We start from the raw sequence: 13,350 nt of genomic DNA, 5'->3' as shown, positions 1-13,350 counted from the left end.
GGAGGGTCCATGCCTGCGGGCAGGGCGTCTGCATGCGCGCCGCGGGAGGCTGGACGGTGCCGCGCAGAGGGTTTGTTAACCGTGCTCGCGGCATAGCTTGCGGGTACGTGCTTTTCCGGGATCGGCCTATGCTTGCTCGCTCATTCCGGCGTCTGTTGGGCCGCGTCGGCCCCGCCGAGCCGGCTGCGGAGCCGGTCGTTCCGCTGCCTGAGCCGGCGAAGCCAGCGCCGCCGGCCGACGCCCCCCTTGGCGAGGCCGTCAACGAACTCGAGAACGATGTCGTCGCCGCCATGCGCCGGCTCAATGATGGGCTCGGCCGCGCCGAGGAGTTCTCTGCCCGCTCCGAGGCGCGCTCGCGCGAGATCCATGGCGGCATGGCCGAATTGCGCGAGGTGACCTTCACCGCCAGCGCTAACTCCTCGGCGCTCGCCAGCGCGACCGTCCAGGTCTCCGAGGCGGCGGAGCGTGTCGGTGCCTCGATGATGGGCGCCAAGGACATGCTCGACGCGGCCGCCACGCGCGCCGCCGAGGCGACAAGAATGATGAGCGATCTGACGCAGGCGACTGCCGAGATTCGCTCGATCGTCGACGCCATCGCCGAGATCGCCCGCCAGACCAATCTGCTCGCCCTCAACGCCACCATCGAGGCTGCGCGCGCCGGCGAGGCGGGCCGCGGCTTCGGCGTGGTGGCGCAGGAGGTGAAGTCGCTCTCGCTCGAGGTACGCGACGCGGTCGATGACATTCGCGGCCGGGTCGACCGGCTGAACCAGGCGACGCAGGGCTCGGCGTCCTTCGTCAGCGACGCCTTCCGGCTGGTCAGCGACGTCAACCCGGTGATGGCGACGATCGGTGAGGCCTCGCATGAGCAGGCTGCCGCGGCCGCTGAGTTGTCACGCTCGGCCGAGGTCACGGCGCGCTTCATCGAGACGGTCCAGCATCGTGTCAGCGACATCGACCGGGTCGCGCTCGCGGCGGCCGACGAAAGCGCGGGCGCACGCCGGGCGCTTTCGGAAGGCGCGCGCCAGGCCGACGGCCTGCTCGAGCGCTTCGTCCCAACCTTGCGCCAGACCCTGTTCGCCGACCGCCGGCGGCATGACCGCTTTCCGGCCGAGCTTCCTGCGAGGCTCACGGTCGCGGGCGAGAGCCATGCGCTGCAGACCATCGATCTCGGCTTCGGCGGAACGCTGCTTGCCGGGGCGGATGATCTACGCCTGCCGGTGGGCGCGCGCGGCGAGCTCGTCGTCGACGGCCTGCCGCCGCTGGCCTGCCGGATCAAGGCGAGGAGCGATCTCGGACTGCATATCGCCTTCGATTCCGACGACAGCCAGGGGCAGAAGGCGCTGCACCAGCGTCTCGCCGAGGTCGAGGAGGCCTATCGCCCGCTGATCGAGCGGGCCCAGTTGTTCTCGCGGCAGGTTGCCATCCTGTTCGAGGATGCGCTCAGCCAGCGCCGCCTGCGCGAGGATGAACTGTTCGACACCGACTATGTCGCGCTGCCGGACACCGAGCCGCGGCAGTTCAGCAACCGCGCCCTGCCGATCCTCCAGACGATCCTGCCGCCGATCCTCGCCGAGACCTTGCGGAGCGATTCGCGCCTGGTCTTTGCGGTGGCGATCGATCGCAACGGCTACATCCCGGTGCACCACCCGCAGTATTCGCAGCCGCAGCGTCCGGGTGAGGCTGGCTGGGACCCCGCCTATAGCCGCGACCGACGCATCTTCGACGACCGCGCCGGCATCATGGCCGCGCGCTCGACCCGGCCGTTCCTCGTGCAGTCCTATCATCGCGACATGGGCGCCGCCGGCACGCAATTGATGCGTGAGGTCGATGCACCGCTCAGCATCCATGGCCGCCATTGGGGCGGCGTCCGGATGGCCTATCGGATGTGAGAAGCTGCGCCCCGCCGTCGGGGCGTCAGCGCCGGCTGGCGGTGAGGATGCCGTCGATCAGCCTTTGCGAGGCGAGCGCTTCCTCGCCGGTGACGACCGGGTCGCCGCCGCTATCGATGGCGTCAAGGAAGTTGGCGATCACCGCGCGATGCGCATCGTGCGGGAAGTCCATGATGTTGGCGCCCGAGCCGGTGCTGCCCTCCGCCTCGACCGTTTCGCTGCTGCCGTCGAGGAAGGAAAGCTCCAACCGTCCGCCGACCAGCGCCGCATGGCCCTTGCGGCCGATGATCTCGATGCGTTCCGGATGGCCGGGATAGGCCGCGGTGGTGGTAACCAGCGTCGCCGGGGCGCCATTGGCGGTTTCGAGCAGCGCGCCGACATAGTCTTCCGTCTCCATCCGGTGCAGCCCGGTTGTGCGGACCTGGGCAGCCACCACACGCGAGACGCCGACCAGCGAGCGGAACAGGTCGAGCGAATGGATCGCCTGCGTCAGCAGCACGCCGCCGCCATCGCGGGCGAGCGTGCCGCGGCCGGGCTCGTCATAATAGGATTGCGGCCGCCACCACGGCACCTGCAGCAGCGCGGCCTCGACCTCGCCGAGTTCGCCATCGTCGAGCGCGGCCTTCAGGCGCAGGCTCGCAGGGCGGAAACGGTGCTGCAGCACCACGCCGAAGACCTTGCCGGCCCGCCGCGCCGCCGCGACCAGCTCCGCGCCCCGCGCCGCCGTCAGCTCTAGCGGCTTCTCGACCAGCACATGCTTGCCGGCGGCGAGGCAGCGTGCCGAGACGTCGAGATGGCTGGAAGGCGGCGTCAGCACGATCACCGCATCGACGGTGGGATCGGCGAGCGCCGCCTCGACATCGGTCGTTCCCGGAAAGGGAAACTGCTGGCGGTAGGCGTCGAGCCGCTGCTGCGAGCGGCTGACGACATGCCGGACATCGACCCGCTCGGCGAGATCGATGAGGCTGCGCGAATGGGGCAGGGCGGCCGGCCCGAGGCCGATGACGGCGATGCCGATCTTGCGTGTCACTTTGCGTCCGTTCCTCTGATCGGCAGGCGCACGGCCCGGTCCTGCGCATGCAGCGCCAGCCGGCACACCGTGAAGACGTGCCTTTGGGTCGCCGCCCGCTCGCTGCGGTCGGCGACATCCGCGATGAGGTCGCGAAAATAGGTTAGGGGCTCGCCGGAGGCGTCGACATGGCGGGTGCCGGCCTTGTCGACCAGGAAGAGGTGGTCGGTGCCCGGCCGGCCGGCGATGTCGACATATTTGCGCAGCTCGATCGTGCCCTCGGTGCCGAGGATGGTGAGCCGTCCGTCGCCCCATGTCGGCAGCCCGTCAGCGGTGAACCAGTCGACCCGGATGAAGCCGGAAGCCCGGTCGCTGCGTAGCAGGATCTCGCCGAAATCCTCGAAATCGGGCAGGTCGGCCGCCCCGAAATGGCCAACGCCGGAGGCGACGATCTCGGCGTCCTGAGAGCCGGTGAAATGCAGGAACTGGTCGATCTGGTGTGAGGCGATATCGGTCAGGATGCCGCCGAAATACTGCCTGTCGAAGAACCAGTCCGGCCTGATCGCCCGGTTGAGCCGGTGAGGTCCGAGGCCGACCGTCTGGACGACGCGGCCGATCGCGCCATCCGCGATCAGCTTTCCGGCGACGATGGTCGCCGGAACGACGAAGCGTTCGGAGAAGCAGACGGAGAAGATCCGGCCGGTTTCGGCGACCGTTTGCTCGACCTCCGCCAGCTGCTCGAACGAGGTGACGCCCGGCTTGTCGACCATCACGTCCTTGCCGGCGCGCATCGCCCTGATCGCGAGCGCGGCGCGCTCGGAGGGGATGCCGGCGCAGACGATCAGGTCGATCGCGGGATCGTCGAGCAGGCGCTCGGCCCGCGCCTCCGCGAGCTGCGGGAAGCGCTCGCGAAAGCCCGCGAGCACGCGCGGGTCGCTGGTCGCAGGGTCGAAGCCGGCGCAATGCGCGCCGGCCTCCAGCAGGCCGCCGACCATGTGGTAGATGTGGCGATGGTCGAGGCCGATGGCGGCGAAACGCATTCGCTGTCTCTCACTTCGGCGCGTGGCCGACGCCGATCTCCTGGTCCCAGCGCCGGAAGGCGGCGACCAGGCGCGCGGGCGTCAGCGGCGGGCGCGTCGGCAGGCTGGCGATCAGGCTGTCATATTCGGGCCGGCCGAACTCCTTCAGCACGTCCTGGCTCTCCTGCGGTGCCATGGCGAGCGTCACGCCCTTGATCGCCGGGCCGGGGTAGAAATAGCCCTTGTCATAGGTTGCGGCCTGCGATTCCGGCTTCAGCAGATGCGACATCAGCGCCAGGATCACCGGGATCTTGTCCGCCGCCACGCCCTTCGGGATGCACATGAACTGGGTGTCGGGAATCCAGTGCGTGTTCGCGATGGTGAAGACCTTCGCCTCCTTCGGCACGATGCCGAGCGCGCGTGGATTGATGTCCCAGCCCAGCGTCGAGACGATGCAGTCGCGCGTGCCGTCGCCGAGCTCCTTCATCGTCGCGGCGGTGCCGGTCGGATAGTAGTCGATCGCCGTGCCGAGCTCCTTGAGATAGGCCCAGGTCTTGGCCCAGCCGTTCATCGGGTCGCTCGGATCGCTGTCGCCGAGGATGTAGGGCATGCCCTGCAGGAAGGTCCAGCCGGGGCCGGAGTTGAGCGGGCGGGCATAGGTGAAGCGGTTGGGGTTCTGCTTCACATAGGCGAGGAACTCCTCCGCCGTCTTCGGCATCGTCTTGAGCTTGTCGGGCATGTACTCGAACAGCGGCCCGGAGGGCGAATAGACGACGGCGACGCCTTCGTTCTGGCCGAAATTGCGCTGCATCATCAGCGCTTGCTCGTGATAGGTGTCCTCGGCCTTGGGCAGGCTGGCCGTGTGCGATTTCCAGACGTCGACCCAGAGCCCCTGCTGGATACCGTCCGACATCGCGCCCGGCCCGGTCAGCACCATGTCGATATCGACGCGGTTGGCGTCCTGCTGAGCCTTGAGCTTGGCCGGCAGTTCGGGCGAGGGCGCGCGCGAGAAGTTGAGCCGCGAGATCAGCTTCGGATTGTCCTTGGCGAATTTCTCGATCGAACTCTGCGTCAGCTGCAAATTGCCGGCGACGTCGATGATGTTGAGCATCACCGGACTCGCAGGCATCGCGCCCTGTGCGAAGGCGCCGCTCGCATGCAGCGCCGCAAGGCTGGAAGCACCGGCGATCACGCCGCGCCGTGTCGGATTGGCCATGTCTCACTCCCTCTGTCCCGGTCAATTTTGCTGTGACCTTGGCATGTATACTAGTGCACAAGCGCTGGTCGGCAAGTGCTCGATGGCTTGCTTCTCGACGTTCTGATCGGGATCTGTGGTCTCGGCCGGAGCGAGCTTCTGCTGCGAGGGCAGGGCGGATCAGGCGTGGTGCTGTTCGAGCCATTCCAGCATCAGCACATAGGTGACGGCGAGCAGGACCGGCCCGACGAACAGGCCGAGCAGTCCCTCGGCCACCATGCCGCCGATCACGCCGAACAGGATGATCGGCATCGGGACCTCCAAGCCCCGGCCGAGCATCAGCGGCCTGAGGACATTGTCGCTGAGGCCGATGATGACGTTCCAGATCAGGAAAATGACTGCTGGCTGCGTCGGCTCCGTCAGGAAGACATAGGCGACGACCGGCAATGTCAGCAGGATCAGCGGGATCTGGATGATGCCGAGCAGGAGCGCGATCAGCGTCAGCGGGCCGGCCGCCTGGATGCCGATCGCGAAGAAGCCGAGGCCAAGCAGCAGCGACTGTATGACTGCGACGCCGACGACGCCGAGGCCGACACCGCGGATCGTCGCGGCGGTCAAGGCGAGCAGTTGCTCCGCCCGCGCATCGTCACCGGTGACACGTTCCAGCAGGCGTCGTGCGAAGGCGGCGGCGGGCTCGCTATAGGCGAGCAGTATCGCGGCGATCACGAAGGACAGCACGAAAGACAGTTCGGCGAGCGCGAGGCCGCCGGCGAAGGAGGCCAGCCAGGCCAGGGGTCCGCCGACGAGGTGGCCGTATTTTGCCAGAGCGGCCGGCAGATTGGAGGCGATCTGCGTCCAGAATTCCTTGATCTTCTGGCCGACCAAGGGGATGCCGTCGAGCCAGGGAGGCGCGGCCGGGATCGCGATGTCCTGGCCCTGCAAGCTCGATATCAGCGAGTAGAGCGATGTCGCGAGCGATGTCACCAGCACCGCCGTCGGCCCGAGCATCAGCGCGACGCCGAGCAGCCCGATCACGAAAGCCGAGCCGCGGTTGCCGATGCGCGGCGCCAGGCGGGCGTGCAGCGGATGCAGCATCACCGACAGGATCGCCGACCAGATCAGCAGGAAGGCAAACGGCAGGACGATGCGGGCGCTGGCATAGACCAGCAGGATCACCAGCCCGATGCGGATCGCCGTGTCGATCATGCTCGGTCGTGACCGGGCACGGCTCGGCTTCTGTGCCTTCCCTTCCATCGGCCCCCCTTGGACAAGTCAGCGTGCCAAGTCGAAACCGCCCAAGCCAATGCTGCCCAGCTGCTGCCGGCAGGCTCTCAGTCCGGGAACGGTAGGCGGTCCTTCGCAGGACGCCCTGAAAAAGGAGTGCTCAGCGCCTGCCGGCCCGATTGACTGGGCCGCCACGGTTCATCGGCGTGCCGGGCCTGACGCCCACGCCCGGCGCACCGACGCCCGGCGTCGCGACGGCGCGCGCAACAGGCCGTGGCGCCAGGGCGACGCCTGGCCTGGCGACGCAGCCGGCGGGATAGCCGACATAGGTGCAGTAGACGACTGCGCCCGCCTCCTGTGCGCTCATGCCGACGAATGCGATTGCCAATGCCGATAATGCGATCTGGAGCTTCATAGTCACCTCCATCGACTGTCTTCGTGCAGGCAAGATGGGCGGGTGTTGCCTTGTCCCGGACTTGGCGTCGGGCCGCCCCCCGCCATGGCCGGATACCGGTCGGGGGGCACGAGGTCGGCCGCCCCCCGGTCGGTGTCGAAGCCTAAATCAACTCCGGCACTTTCGAAATGGCCGATGCGGCAGGGGGACTGTGCGCCAGTATCGCTTTGTCCGGCCCGAGCTCTATTCGCCGACCGTGCTCATATGCCGACCGGCGCCCGCCCGCGGGTGGTGGCGATCGATAGCGGAGCTGCGGCCCTTGGGCTTGCGCGAGATCGCCTCCTCCATCGCTCGGCAGAGCAGGCGTCATCGTCGGAGGCGCGGATCGGGGCGCAGGTTGGCGGCGTCCCCTGGCCGAGGCGCATGTGACGCGTGCCCGTGCCGGCCGGCAGCAAGCGGTTGCGGTCTTCGAAACTGCCTCAGACCCCCGCAATGTCGACAGCGTTCGCTGTGAACGCTACGTCATCGCAGGGCTGGTAATCGGGTGGGGGGAATGCGCGAGATCGGAGCCGGCCTGGCGGGCGCGCTCATTCTGTTCTTCGCCCGCTTCATCACGGCGGTGCGCGGGCGCTGGGATGGCGTCGCGCCGACAGACGAGCAGCGGATTTATTTCGCGAACCATGCCAGCCATGGCGATTTCGTCCTGATCTGGACCGTGCTGCCGCGACGCCTCCGCTTCGCGACCCGGCCGGTCGCCGGAAGCGATTACTGGCTGAAGAGCGGCCTGCGGCGCTTCATCGGCTGCGATGTCTTCAACGCCGTTCTGATCGATCGGGATCATGTCACCCGAACGACTGATCCGATCGCCCAGATGACCGAAGCGCTCGACGCCGGTTCCTCACTCATCGTCTTCCCGGAAGGGACGCGCAACACCACGGACGCGCCTCTGCTGCCGTTCAAGAGCGGGCTGTTCCATCTGGCGCAGGCCCGGCCGAATGTGGCGCTCGTGCCGGTCTGGATCGACAATCTCAACCGCGTCATGCCGAAGGGCGAGTTCGTGCCGGTCCCACTGGTCTGCACTGTCACCTTCGGCGCCGCCCTGTCCGTCGTCGAAGGCGAGACGAAGCAGAATTTCCTGGCGCGGGCTGAAGCGGCGCTGCTCGCCCTGTCACCGAAGGCGAACGCGTCATGACGATGCCGCACCCCGATCTCATCGCTGTGCTGGCCGGCCTGCTCGGTGTCCTGATCGTGGCGTCGACGATCGGCTATGTGCTGCAGCGGCGGTTGTCGCCCGACGGCTCGAACGCCGTGGTCGAGAACCTGAACGATCGTATCCGCGCCTGGTGGATCATGATCGTGCTGATGGGGCTGGCGCTGATCGGCGGCAAGGCCGGCGTGACGCTGCTCTTCGGCTTTTGCTCCTTCGCCGCGCTACGCGAATTCATCACGCTGACCGACACCCGCCGCGCCGATCATTGGGCGCTGGCGGCCGGCTTCTTCGTCGTGCTGCCGGTGCAGTACTATCTGATCTGGATCGATTGGTACGGGCTCTATTCGATCTTCATCCCCGTTTACGCCTTCCTGCTGATGCCGATCATCGCGTCATTGCGCGGCGACACCGAGCACTTCCTCGTGCGCATCGCCGAAGTGCAGTGGGCGCTGATGATCTGCGTCTTCTGCATCTCGCATGTGCCGGCGCTGCTCAGCCTCGACATCCCCGGCTTCGAGGGGCGCAACGTCCTGCTGATCGCCTTCCTCGTCATCGTCGTGCAGATGAGCGACGTCCTGCAATATGTCTGGGGCAAGCTGCTCGGCCGCAGCAAGATCGCGCCCAGGCTGTCGCCGTCCAAGACGGTCGAGGGCTTCATCGGCGGCGCGCTCAGCGCGACGGCGGTCGGTGCCGCCTTGTCCTGGATGACGCCGTTCACGCCGTTGCAGGCGGCCTTCCTGGCGCTCGTCATCGTGCTGATGGGCTTCTTTGGCGGGCTCGTGATGTCGGCGATCAAGCGCGACCGCGGCATCAAGGATTGGGGCCATCTGATCGCCGGCCATGGCGGCTTCCTCGACCGGCTCGATTCGGTGGTGTTCTCGGCCCCGATCTTCTTCCACCTCGTCCGCTATGGCTGGTCGGCGACATGAGCCCGCCGCTCGCGCGCCTGATGCGAAGCAGCATCGTCCATGTCGGCTTCGCCTTCCTCGCCATGGGCAGCTGGGCGGTTTTCGCCAATCGCGCCCACCCGATGCCGGCGCCGCTCGTCGCCGGGCTGATCCAGGGCACGCTGTCGGCGCTCATCACGCTGCTGCTCAAGCGAGGCATCGAATATCTCGCCAGCCGCTTCGCCGGATTGCCTGCGCTGCTTGCACCGCCTGTGATCGCCGGTCTCGTTTCGGCCAGTCTGCTGACCATCATCCATACGATCGGCGGCACGCCCGAGATCGCCAGGACCATCGCCGTGCCGCTCACCGTCGCGACCAGCTATGCGGGGCTCTACAATTTTTCGCTGTGGCGCAGCAGGAAGGCGATGAACCATGGCGCAGAGTGACGACCGGCGGCCGCTATCGAGTCGCGACACCGGCTGGGCTCGCGGCATTGCGCGCCGGCTGAGCACCAGTGGCATCACGCCGAACCAGATCTCGATGGCGAGCATGGCGATGGCGGCTGTCGCCGGCGCCGCCTTCTGGCTCGCGGGAGGCGCGGCTTCCGGGCCGCGCGTTGTACTGCTGCTCGTCGCTGCCCTGTTCTGCCAGTTCAGGCTGCTCTGCAATCTCTTCGACGGCATGGTCGCGATCGAGGGCGGCAAGCAGGAGGCCGACGGCCCGTTCTGGAACGAGTTTCCGGATCGGGTCGCGGATATCCTGATCCTGACCGGGGTCGGTTACGGGATCGGCGCCCCAGCCCTGGGCTGGGCGGCCGCCGCCTTTGCCGTGCTGACCGCCTATACCCGCGAGCTCGGCCGCAATTGCGGGCTGGCGGCTGATTTTTCCGGCCCGATGGCTAAGCAGCACCGCATAGCGACGATCACCGCTGCGGCGCTGCTGTCCCTGTTGGAGCCGCTTTGGCGAGGCCAGAACGAGGTGCTGCTTATCGCGCTCGGGCTGATCGCGGTGGGGGCCGCGGTGACCGCTCTCAGGCGGGCGGCAAACATCGTGCGTGCATTGCGGGCCCGCTGAGCGCAGCAGGGGCTCGTTGCGCCCTCAGCCGCCGGTCACGCTCATGTGCCGGCCGACCGCCGCGCGCGGACGGCGGCGGTCGATCACGAAATCATGGCCCTTGGGCTTGCGCGAGATCGCCTCTTCCATCGCCCGGTAGAGCAGGGCGTCGTCTGCCGAGGCGCGGATCGGGGCGCGCAGATCGGCGGCGTCCTCCTGTCCCAGGCACATATAGAGCGTGCCAGTGCAGGTCAGGCGCACGCGGTTGCAGCTCTCGCAGAAATTATGGGTCATCGGCGTGATGAAGCCGACGAGGCCACCGGTCTCGGCAACCTTGACATAGCGCGCCGGCCCGCCGGTCCGATAGGGATCGTCGGTCAGCGTGTAGCGGTCCATCAGCCGGGCACGGACCACCGAGAGTGGCAGGAACTGGTCGAGCCGCGCCGGCTCGATCTCGCCGAGCGGCATCACCTCGATTAGGGTCAGGTCCATGCCGAGCCCATGGGCCCACTGCATCAAACCTTCGATCTCGTCCTCGTTGACGCCCTTCAACGCGACCGCGTTGATCTTGACGCGCAAGCCCGCGGCGCGGGCCGCCTCGATGCCGGCCAACACCTTGGACAGATCGCCCCAGCGCGTGATCTTGCGGAACTTCTCGGGATCGAGCGTATCGAGCGAGACATTGACGCGCCGCACCCCGCAATCGGCCAGCTCCTGCGCATAGCGGGAAAGCTGCGAACCATTGGTGGTCAGCGTCAGCTCGTCGAGCGCGCCCGAGGTCAGGTGGCGCGAGAGCGAGCGGAACAGGTTCATGATGTCGCGCCGGACCAGCGGCTCGCCGCCGGTGATGCGCAGTTTCCGCGTGCCGCGCGAGACGAACGCGGTGGCGACGCGGTCGACCTCTTCGAGCGTCAGAAGGTCGCGCTTCGGCAGGAAGGCCATGTCCTCGGACATGCAGTAGACGCAGCGGAAATCGCAGCGATCCGTCACCGAGATGCGCAGATAGGAGATGTCGCGGCCGAACGGGTCGACCAGCGGCGCACGCGTCAGCGGCATATGGGAGTTGATCAGCACTCTGGTTTCGTCTCGCCAGCGTTTCCACCAAGCGCTGCTCGCACGTGCGTGGTGGCAGCCGCATCATTATAACAAGGAAAGAGATTGGCACCGGCACGGCCGGCGTCAATAGCTGCTAACGCCACATCACCTTGGTGAAGAACGACGATGTCAGCCTGGCCGACCGAAATACGCCTGTCCAAGGACCGGCGGACCCTGCATGTCTCCTTCGAAGACGGGCAGCGCTACGAGCTTTCCGCCGAGCTGCTGCGCGTCGAAAGCCCCTCGGCCGAGGTCCAGGGTCATGGCCCGACCCAAAAGCAGACCGTGCCCGGCAAGCGCGAGGTCGAGATCCTCAAAATCGAGCCCGTCGGTCACTATGCCGTGCGTCTGACCTTCGACGACATGCACGACACCGGCATCTATGGCTGGGACTATCTGCGCGAGCTCGGCCGCGATGGCGAGGCCAAGCTCCAGGCCTATCTCGACGAACTCGCGGCGAAGGGCCTGTCGCGGGAGCGGGTGCGGCGAGGCTGAGCCGCACGCTCCTTCAGGCGGAAGGCGAGGGGCCGAACATCTCCCGCATCTTGCCGAGATAGTGCTCCTCCGAGCTCGACCAGCGTAGCTGCGCGAACAGCCTGCTGTCCGGGCCTGCGGGATAGCGCAACTGCGGCCCGTCCTCCGTCGCAGCAAGGAACACGGCCTCCGCGACCTCCGCTTCGGTGCAGTAAGCCGTCGGATAATTCGCCATCTTGCCGAAGCAGGCCTGGGCGAAGGCGCCGTAATCCGCCGGCATCAGGCCCTGCATGCGCTGGGCGCCATTGGCGGTGAAGCTGGTGGTCGGAGCATAGCCGGGCTCGACCAGCTTCGCCTTGATGCCAAAACCCTCCAGCTCGTAGGCGAGCGATTCCGTGAAGCCTTCGACGGCGCATTTGCTGGCGGCATAGACCGCGACCAGCGGCATCACCCCGATGGTCGTGCTCGAGGTGACGTTGACGATCCGCCCGCCGCCCTGCCTGCGCATCTGCGGGATGATGGCCCGGGAAGTGGCGAACACGCCGAACGTATTGGTTTCGAAGACTTCGCGGATCGTCGCATCCGGCGTCGCTTCGACGATCGAGGCCATGCCGATCCCGGCATTGTTGACCAGCACGTCGATCGCGCCGAAGGCAGCGACCCCCTCAGCGATCGCAGCGTCGATGCTGTGCCGGTCCGTCACGTCGAGCGGCAGAACCTTCAGCCGTTCGGTGCGCGCGCCGAACAGGTCGGGGTCGGGGCGTCGCATCGTCGCCAGCACGTTCCAGCCGCGGCCGAGGAAATGTTCGGCCGTCGTCTTGCCATAGCCCGACGAGGTGCCGGTGATGAGGACTGTCTTAGGCATTCAGATCTCCATTTTCTGCACCTCGTTCAATAGACACTGTCTCGCGACGATCTATAATCAGACGGCCAGAAAGAGTTATGGATCGTCCAAGATGGATCCGCTCAGTGAGATCGTCGCCCTGCTGCGCCCGCACACGGCCATATCGAAGCCGATCACCGGCCGTGGCGCCTGGGGCGTGCGCTATGCGGCCTATGGGCAGCCGGGTTTCGCGCTCGTGCTCGCCGGGCATTGCTGGCTCGCGCTCGGGGATGGCGCGCCGTTGCGGCTCGGTGAGGGCGATTTCCTGCTCTTGCCGGCTACGCCCGCCTTCTCGCTGTCCAGTGAGCCCGGCATCGCCTGCCGCCCCGTGGAGCCGTCGCGCGAGGCGGTCAGGCATGGCGAGCGCGAGGGCGAGCCCGATTTCGCGATGCTCGGCGGCGCCTTCCAGATCGAGCAGGCCAATGCCGGGCTGCTGCTCGCGCTGCTGCCGGACGTGATCCATATCCGCGCGGCCGAGGGCCTGACCGGAAGGATGGCCGGCATTGCCGGGCTGATCAGGGAGGAGTGCGAGGCCGATCGGCCTGGCCGCGACATGATCCTCAGCCGCCTGCTGGAGGTGATGTTGGTCGAATGCCTGCGGGCACGACACCCTGAGGAGGGTGAGTTGCCGGCCGGGCTGCTGGCCGGGCTGCGCGAACCGGCGCTCGCTGCGGTCCTGCGCGCCGTTCACGCCGATGTCGCGGCGGGGTGGACGGTCGCGGAGCTCGCTAGCCTTGCCGGGATGTCGCGCTCGACCTTCGCCGCCCGGTTCGCAGAGGCCGTCGGCTGCGCGCCGATCGACTATCTGGCACGCTGGCGCATGGCGCTGGCCCGCGATGCCCTGAGCCGGGGCGTAAAATCGCTCGACCGACTCGCGGAAACGATCGGCTACGAGTCCGCCAGCGCCTTCAGTACCGCCTTTCGCAAGCGGGTCGGCTGTTCGCCGCGAGCCTTTGCGCGCCGGCACAACACAGACGCGGTTCCCGTGCCGGAAACAGGAATGGCCGCCTGAGCGCCT

The 13,350-nt window shown here is 67.4% G+C and carries 14 protein-coding genes; 7 read left to right on the top strand and 7 right to left on the bottom strand.

The genetic code is table 11. The features are described from left to right. Positions 1–128: 128 nt before the first annotated feature. Positions 129–1,889, top strand: coding sequence for a methyl-accepting chemotaxis protein (locus DK26_RS08380; protein ID WP_184231740.1), 1,761 nt, complete (start codon positions 129–131; stop codon positions 1,887–1,889). A gap of 25 nt (positions 1,890–1,914) precedes the next feature. On the opposite strand, the gene DK26_RS08375 is transcribed toward DK26_RS08380, so the two are convergent. The 5 genes from DK26_RS08375 to DK26_RS08355 form a co-directional block, all read right to left on the bottom strand. Continuing rightward, the gene (locus tag DK26_RS08375; RefSeq protein ID WP_066470499.1) at positions 1,915–2,919 is read right to left on the bottom strand and encodes a Gfo/Idh/MocA family oxidoreductase; all 1,005 of its coding nucleotides are present in this window, start codon (positions 2,917–2,919) and stop codon (positions 1,915–1,917) included. Continuing rightward, positions 2,916–3,938, bottom strand: coding sequence for a Gfo/Idh/MocA family oxidoreductase (locus DK26_RS08370; RefSeq protein ID WP_066470497.1), 1,023 nt, complete (start codon positions 3,936–3,938; stop codon positions 2,916–2,918). Before DK26_RS08370 ends, DK26_RS08375 begins: the two co-directional genes overlap by 4 nt. A gap of 10 nt (positions 3,939–3,948) precedes the next feature. Then, positions 3,949–5,133, bottom strand: a complete 1,185-nt coding sequence (locus DK26_RS08365; protein WP_066470495.1) for an extracellular solute-binding protein — start codon at positions 5,131–5,133, stop codon at positions 3,949–3,951. A gap of 159 nt (positions 5,134–5,292) precedes the next feature. Next, a complete protein-coding gene (locus DK26_RS08360; RefSeq protein WP_248309903.1) occupies positions 5,293–6,318 on the bottom strand; it encodes an AI-2E family transporter in 1,026 nt (341 codons plus the stop codon). A gap of 178 nt (positions 6,319–6,496) precedes the next feature. Then, positions 6,497–6,703 (bottom strand): hypothetical protein, encoded by a 207-nt coding sequence (locus DK26_RS08355; protein WP_248309913.1) that lies wholly within the window; start codon positions 6,701–6,703, stop codon positions 6,497–6,499. Positions 6,704–7,283: 580 nt separating this feature from the next. On the opposite strand from DK26_RS08355, the gene DK26_RS08350 reads away from it, so the two are divergent. From DK26_RS08350 to DK26_RS08335, 4 genes are read left to right on the top strand one after another with little or no spacing between them, the layout of a single operon-like run. Then, positions 7,284–7,922, top strand: coding sequence for a lysophospholipid acyltransferase family protein (locus tag DK26_RS08350; protein WP_066470481.1), 639 nt, complete (start codon positions 7,284–7,286; stop codon positions 7,920–7,922). Continuing rightward, positions 7,919–8,869: a phosphatidate cytidylyltransferase gene (locus DK26_RS08345; RefSeq protein WP_066470480.1), complete on the top strand. Its 951-nt coding sequence runs from the start codon at positions 7,919–7,921 to the stop codon at positions 8,867–8,869. Before DK26_RS08350 ends, DK26_RS08345 begins: the two co-directional genes overlap by 4 nt. Next, positions 8,866–9,273, top strand: coding sequence for a hypothetical protein (locus tag DK26_RS08340; protein ID WP_066470479.1), 408 nt, complete (start codon positions 8,866–8,868; stop codon positions 9,271–9,273). The genes DK26_RS08345 and DK26_RS08340 overlap by 4 nt, the downstream gene beginning before the upstream one ends. Further along, positions 9,260–9,901 (top strand): CDP-alcohol phosphatidyltransferase family protein, encoded by a 642-nt coding sequence (locus tag DK26_RS08335; protein WP_066470476.1) that lies wholly within the window; start codon positions 9,260–9,262, stop codon positions 9,899–9,901. The genes DK26_RS08340 and DK26_RS08335 overlap by 14 nt, the downstream gene beginning before the upstream one ends. Positions 9,902–9,925: 24 nt before the next feature. Here DK26_RS08335 and moaA read toward each other — a convergent pair whose 3' ends face one another. Then, positions 9,926–10,936 (bottom strand): GTP 3',8-cyclase MoaA, encoded by a 1,011-nt coding sequence (gene moaA, locus DK26_RS08330; RefSeq protein WP_066470775.1) that lies wholly within the window; start codon positions 10,934–10,936, stop codon positions 9,926–9,928. 165 nt (positions 10,937–11,101) lie between these two features. Here moaA and DK26_RS08325 point away from each other — a divergent pair, with 165 nt between their 5' ends. Next, a complete protein-coding gene (locus DK26_RS08325) occupies positions 11,102–11,470 on the top strand; it encodes a DUF971 domain-containing protein (protein WP_066470474.1) in 369 nt (122 codons plus the stop codon). 13 nt (positions 11,471–11,483) lie between these two features. Here the strand turns inward: DK26_RS08325 and DK26_RS08320 are convergent, their stop codons facing one another. Then, positions 11,484–12,314 carry an SDR family oxidoreductase gene (locus DK26_RS08320; RefSeq protein WP_066470472.1) on the bottom strand — a complete coding sequence of 277 codons (831 nt, stop codon included), beginning with the start codon at positions 12,312–12,314 and terminating at the stop codon, positions 11,484–11,486. 91 nt (positions 12,315–12,405) lie between these two features. Here DK26_RS08320 and DK26_RS08315 point away from each other — a divergent pair, with 91 nt between their 5' ends. Continuing rightward, the gene (locus tag DK26_RS08315; RefSeq protein WP_066470469.1) at positions 12,406–13,344 is read left to right on the top strand and encodes an AraC family transcriptional regulator; all 939 of its coding nucleotides are present in this window, start codon (positions 12,406–12,408) and stop codon (positions 13,342–13,344) included. Positions 13,345–13,350 lie beyond the last annotated feature (6 nt).

The organism is Allobosea sp. WAO (assembly GCF_001509835.1).
Lineage (GTDB): Bacteria > Pseudomonadota > Alphaproteobacteria > Rhizobiales > Beijerinckiaceae > Allobosea.
Note: the sequence above shows the minus strand (reverse complement) of the source record. Positions and strands in the feature narration are given on the sequence as shown.

Excerpts from the sequence above, each read along its gene's own strand:
- DK26_RS08380 (WP_184231740.1), top strand. The coding sequence starts at position 129 with ATGCTTGCTCGCTCATTCCGGCGTCTGTTGGGCCGCGTCGGCCCCGCC.
- DK26_RS08370 (WP_066470497.1), bottom strand. The coding sequence starts at position 3,938 with ATGCGTTTCGCCGCCATCGGCCTCGACCATCGCCACATCTACCACATG.
- DK26_RS08365 (WP_066470495.1), bottom strand. The coding sequence starts at position 5,133 with ATGGCCAATCCGACACGGCGCGGCGTGATCGCCGGTGCTTCCAGCCTT.
- DK26_RS08360 (WP_248309903.1), bottom strand. The coding sequence starts at position 6,318 with ATGATCGACACGGCGATCCGCATCGGGCTGGTGATCCTGCTGGTCTAT.
- DK26_RS08355 (WP_248309913.1), bottom strand. The coding sequence starts at position 6,703 with ATGAGCGCACAGGAGGCGGGCGCAGTCGTCTACTGCACCTATGTCGGC.
- DK26_RS08350 (WP_066470481.1), top strand. The coding sequence starts at position 7,284 with ATGCGCGAGATCGGAGCCGGCCTGGCGGGCGCGCTCATTCTGTTCTTC.
- DK26_RS08345 (WP_066470480.1), top strand. The coding sequence starts at position 7,919 with ATGACGATGCCGCACCCCGATCTCATCGCTGTGCTGGCCGGCCTGCTC.
- DK26_RS08340 (WP_066470479.1), top strand. The coding sequence starts at position 8,866 with ATGAGCCCGCCGCTCGCGCGCCTGATGCGAAGCAGCATCGTCCATGTC.
- DK26_RS08335 (WP_066470476.1), top strand. The coding sequence starts at position 9,260 with ATGGCGCAGAGTGACGACCGGCGGCCGCTATCGAGTCGCGACACCGGC.
- moaA (WP_066470775.1), bottom strand. The coding sequence starts at position 10,936 with ATGCCGCTGACGCGTGCGCCGCTGGTCGACCCGTTCGGCCGCGACATC.
- DK26_RS08325 (WP_066470474.1), top strand. The coding sequence starts at position 11,102 with ATGTCAGCCTGGCCGACCGAAATACGCCTGTCCAAGGACCGGCGGACC.
- DK26_RS08320 (WP_066470472.1), bottom strand. The coding sequence starts at position 12,314 with ATGCCTAAGACAGTCCTCATCACCGGCACCTCGTCGGGCTATGGCAAG.
- DK26_RS08315 (WP_066470469.1), top strand. The coding sequence starts at position 12,406 with ATGGATCCGCTCAGTGAGATCGTCGCCCTGCTGCGCCCGCACACGGCC.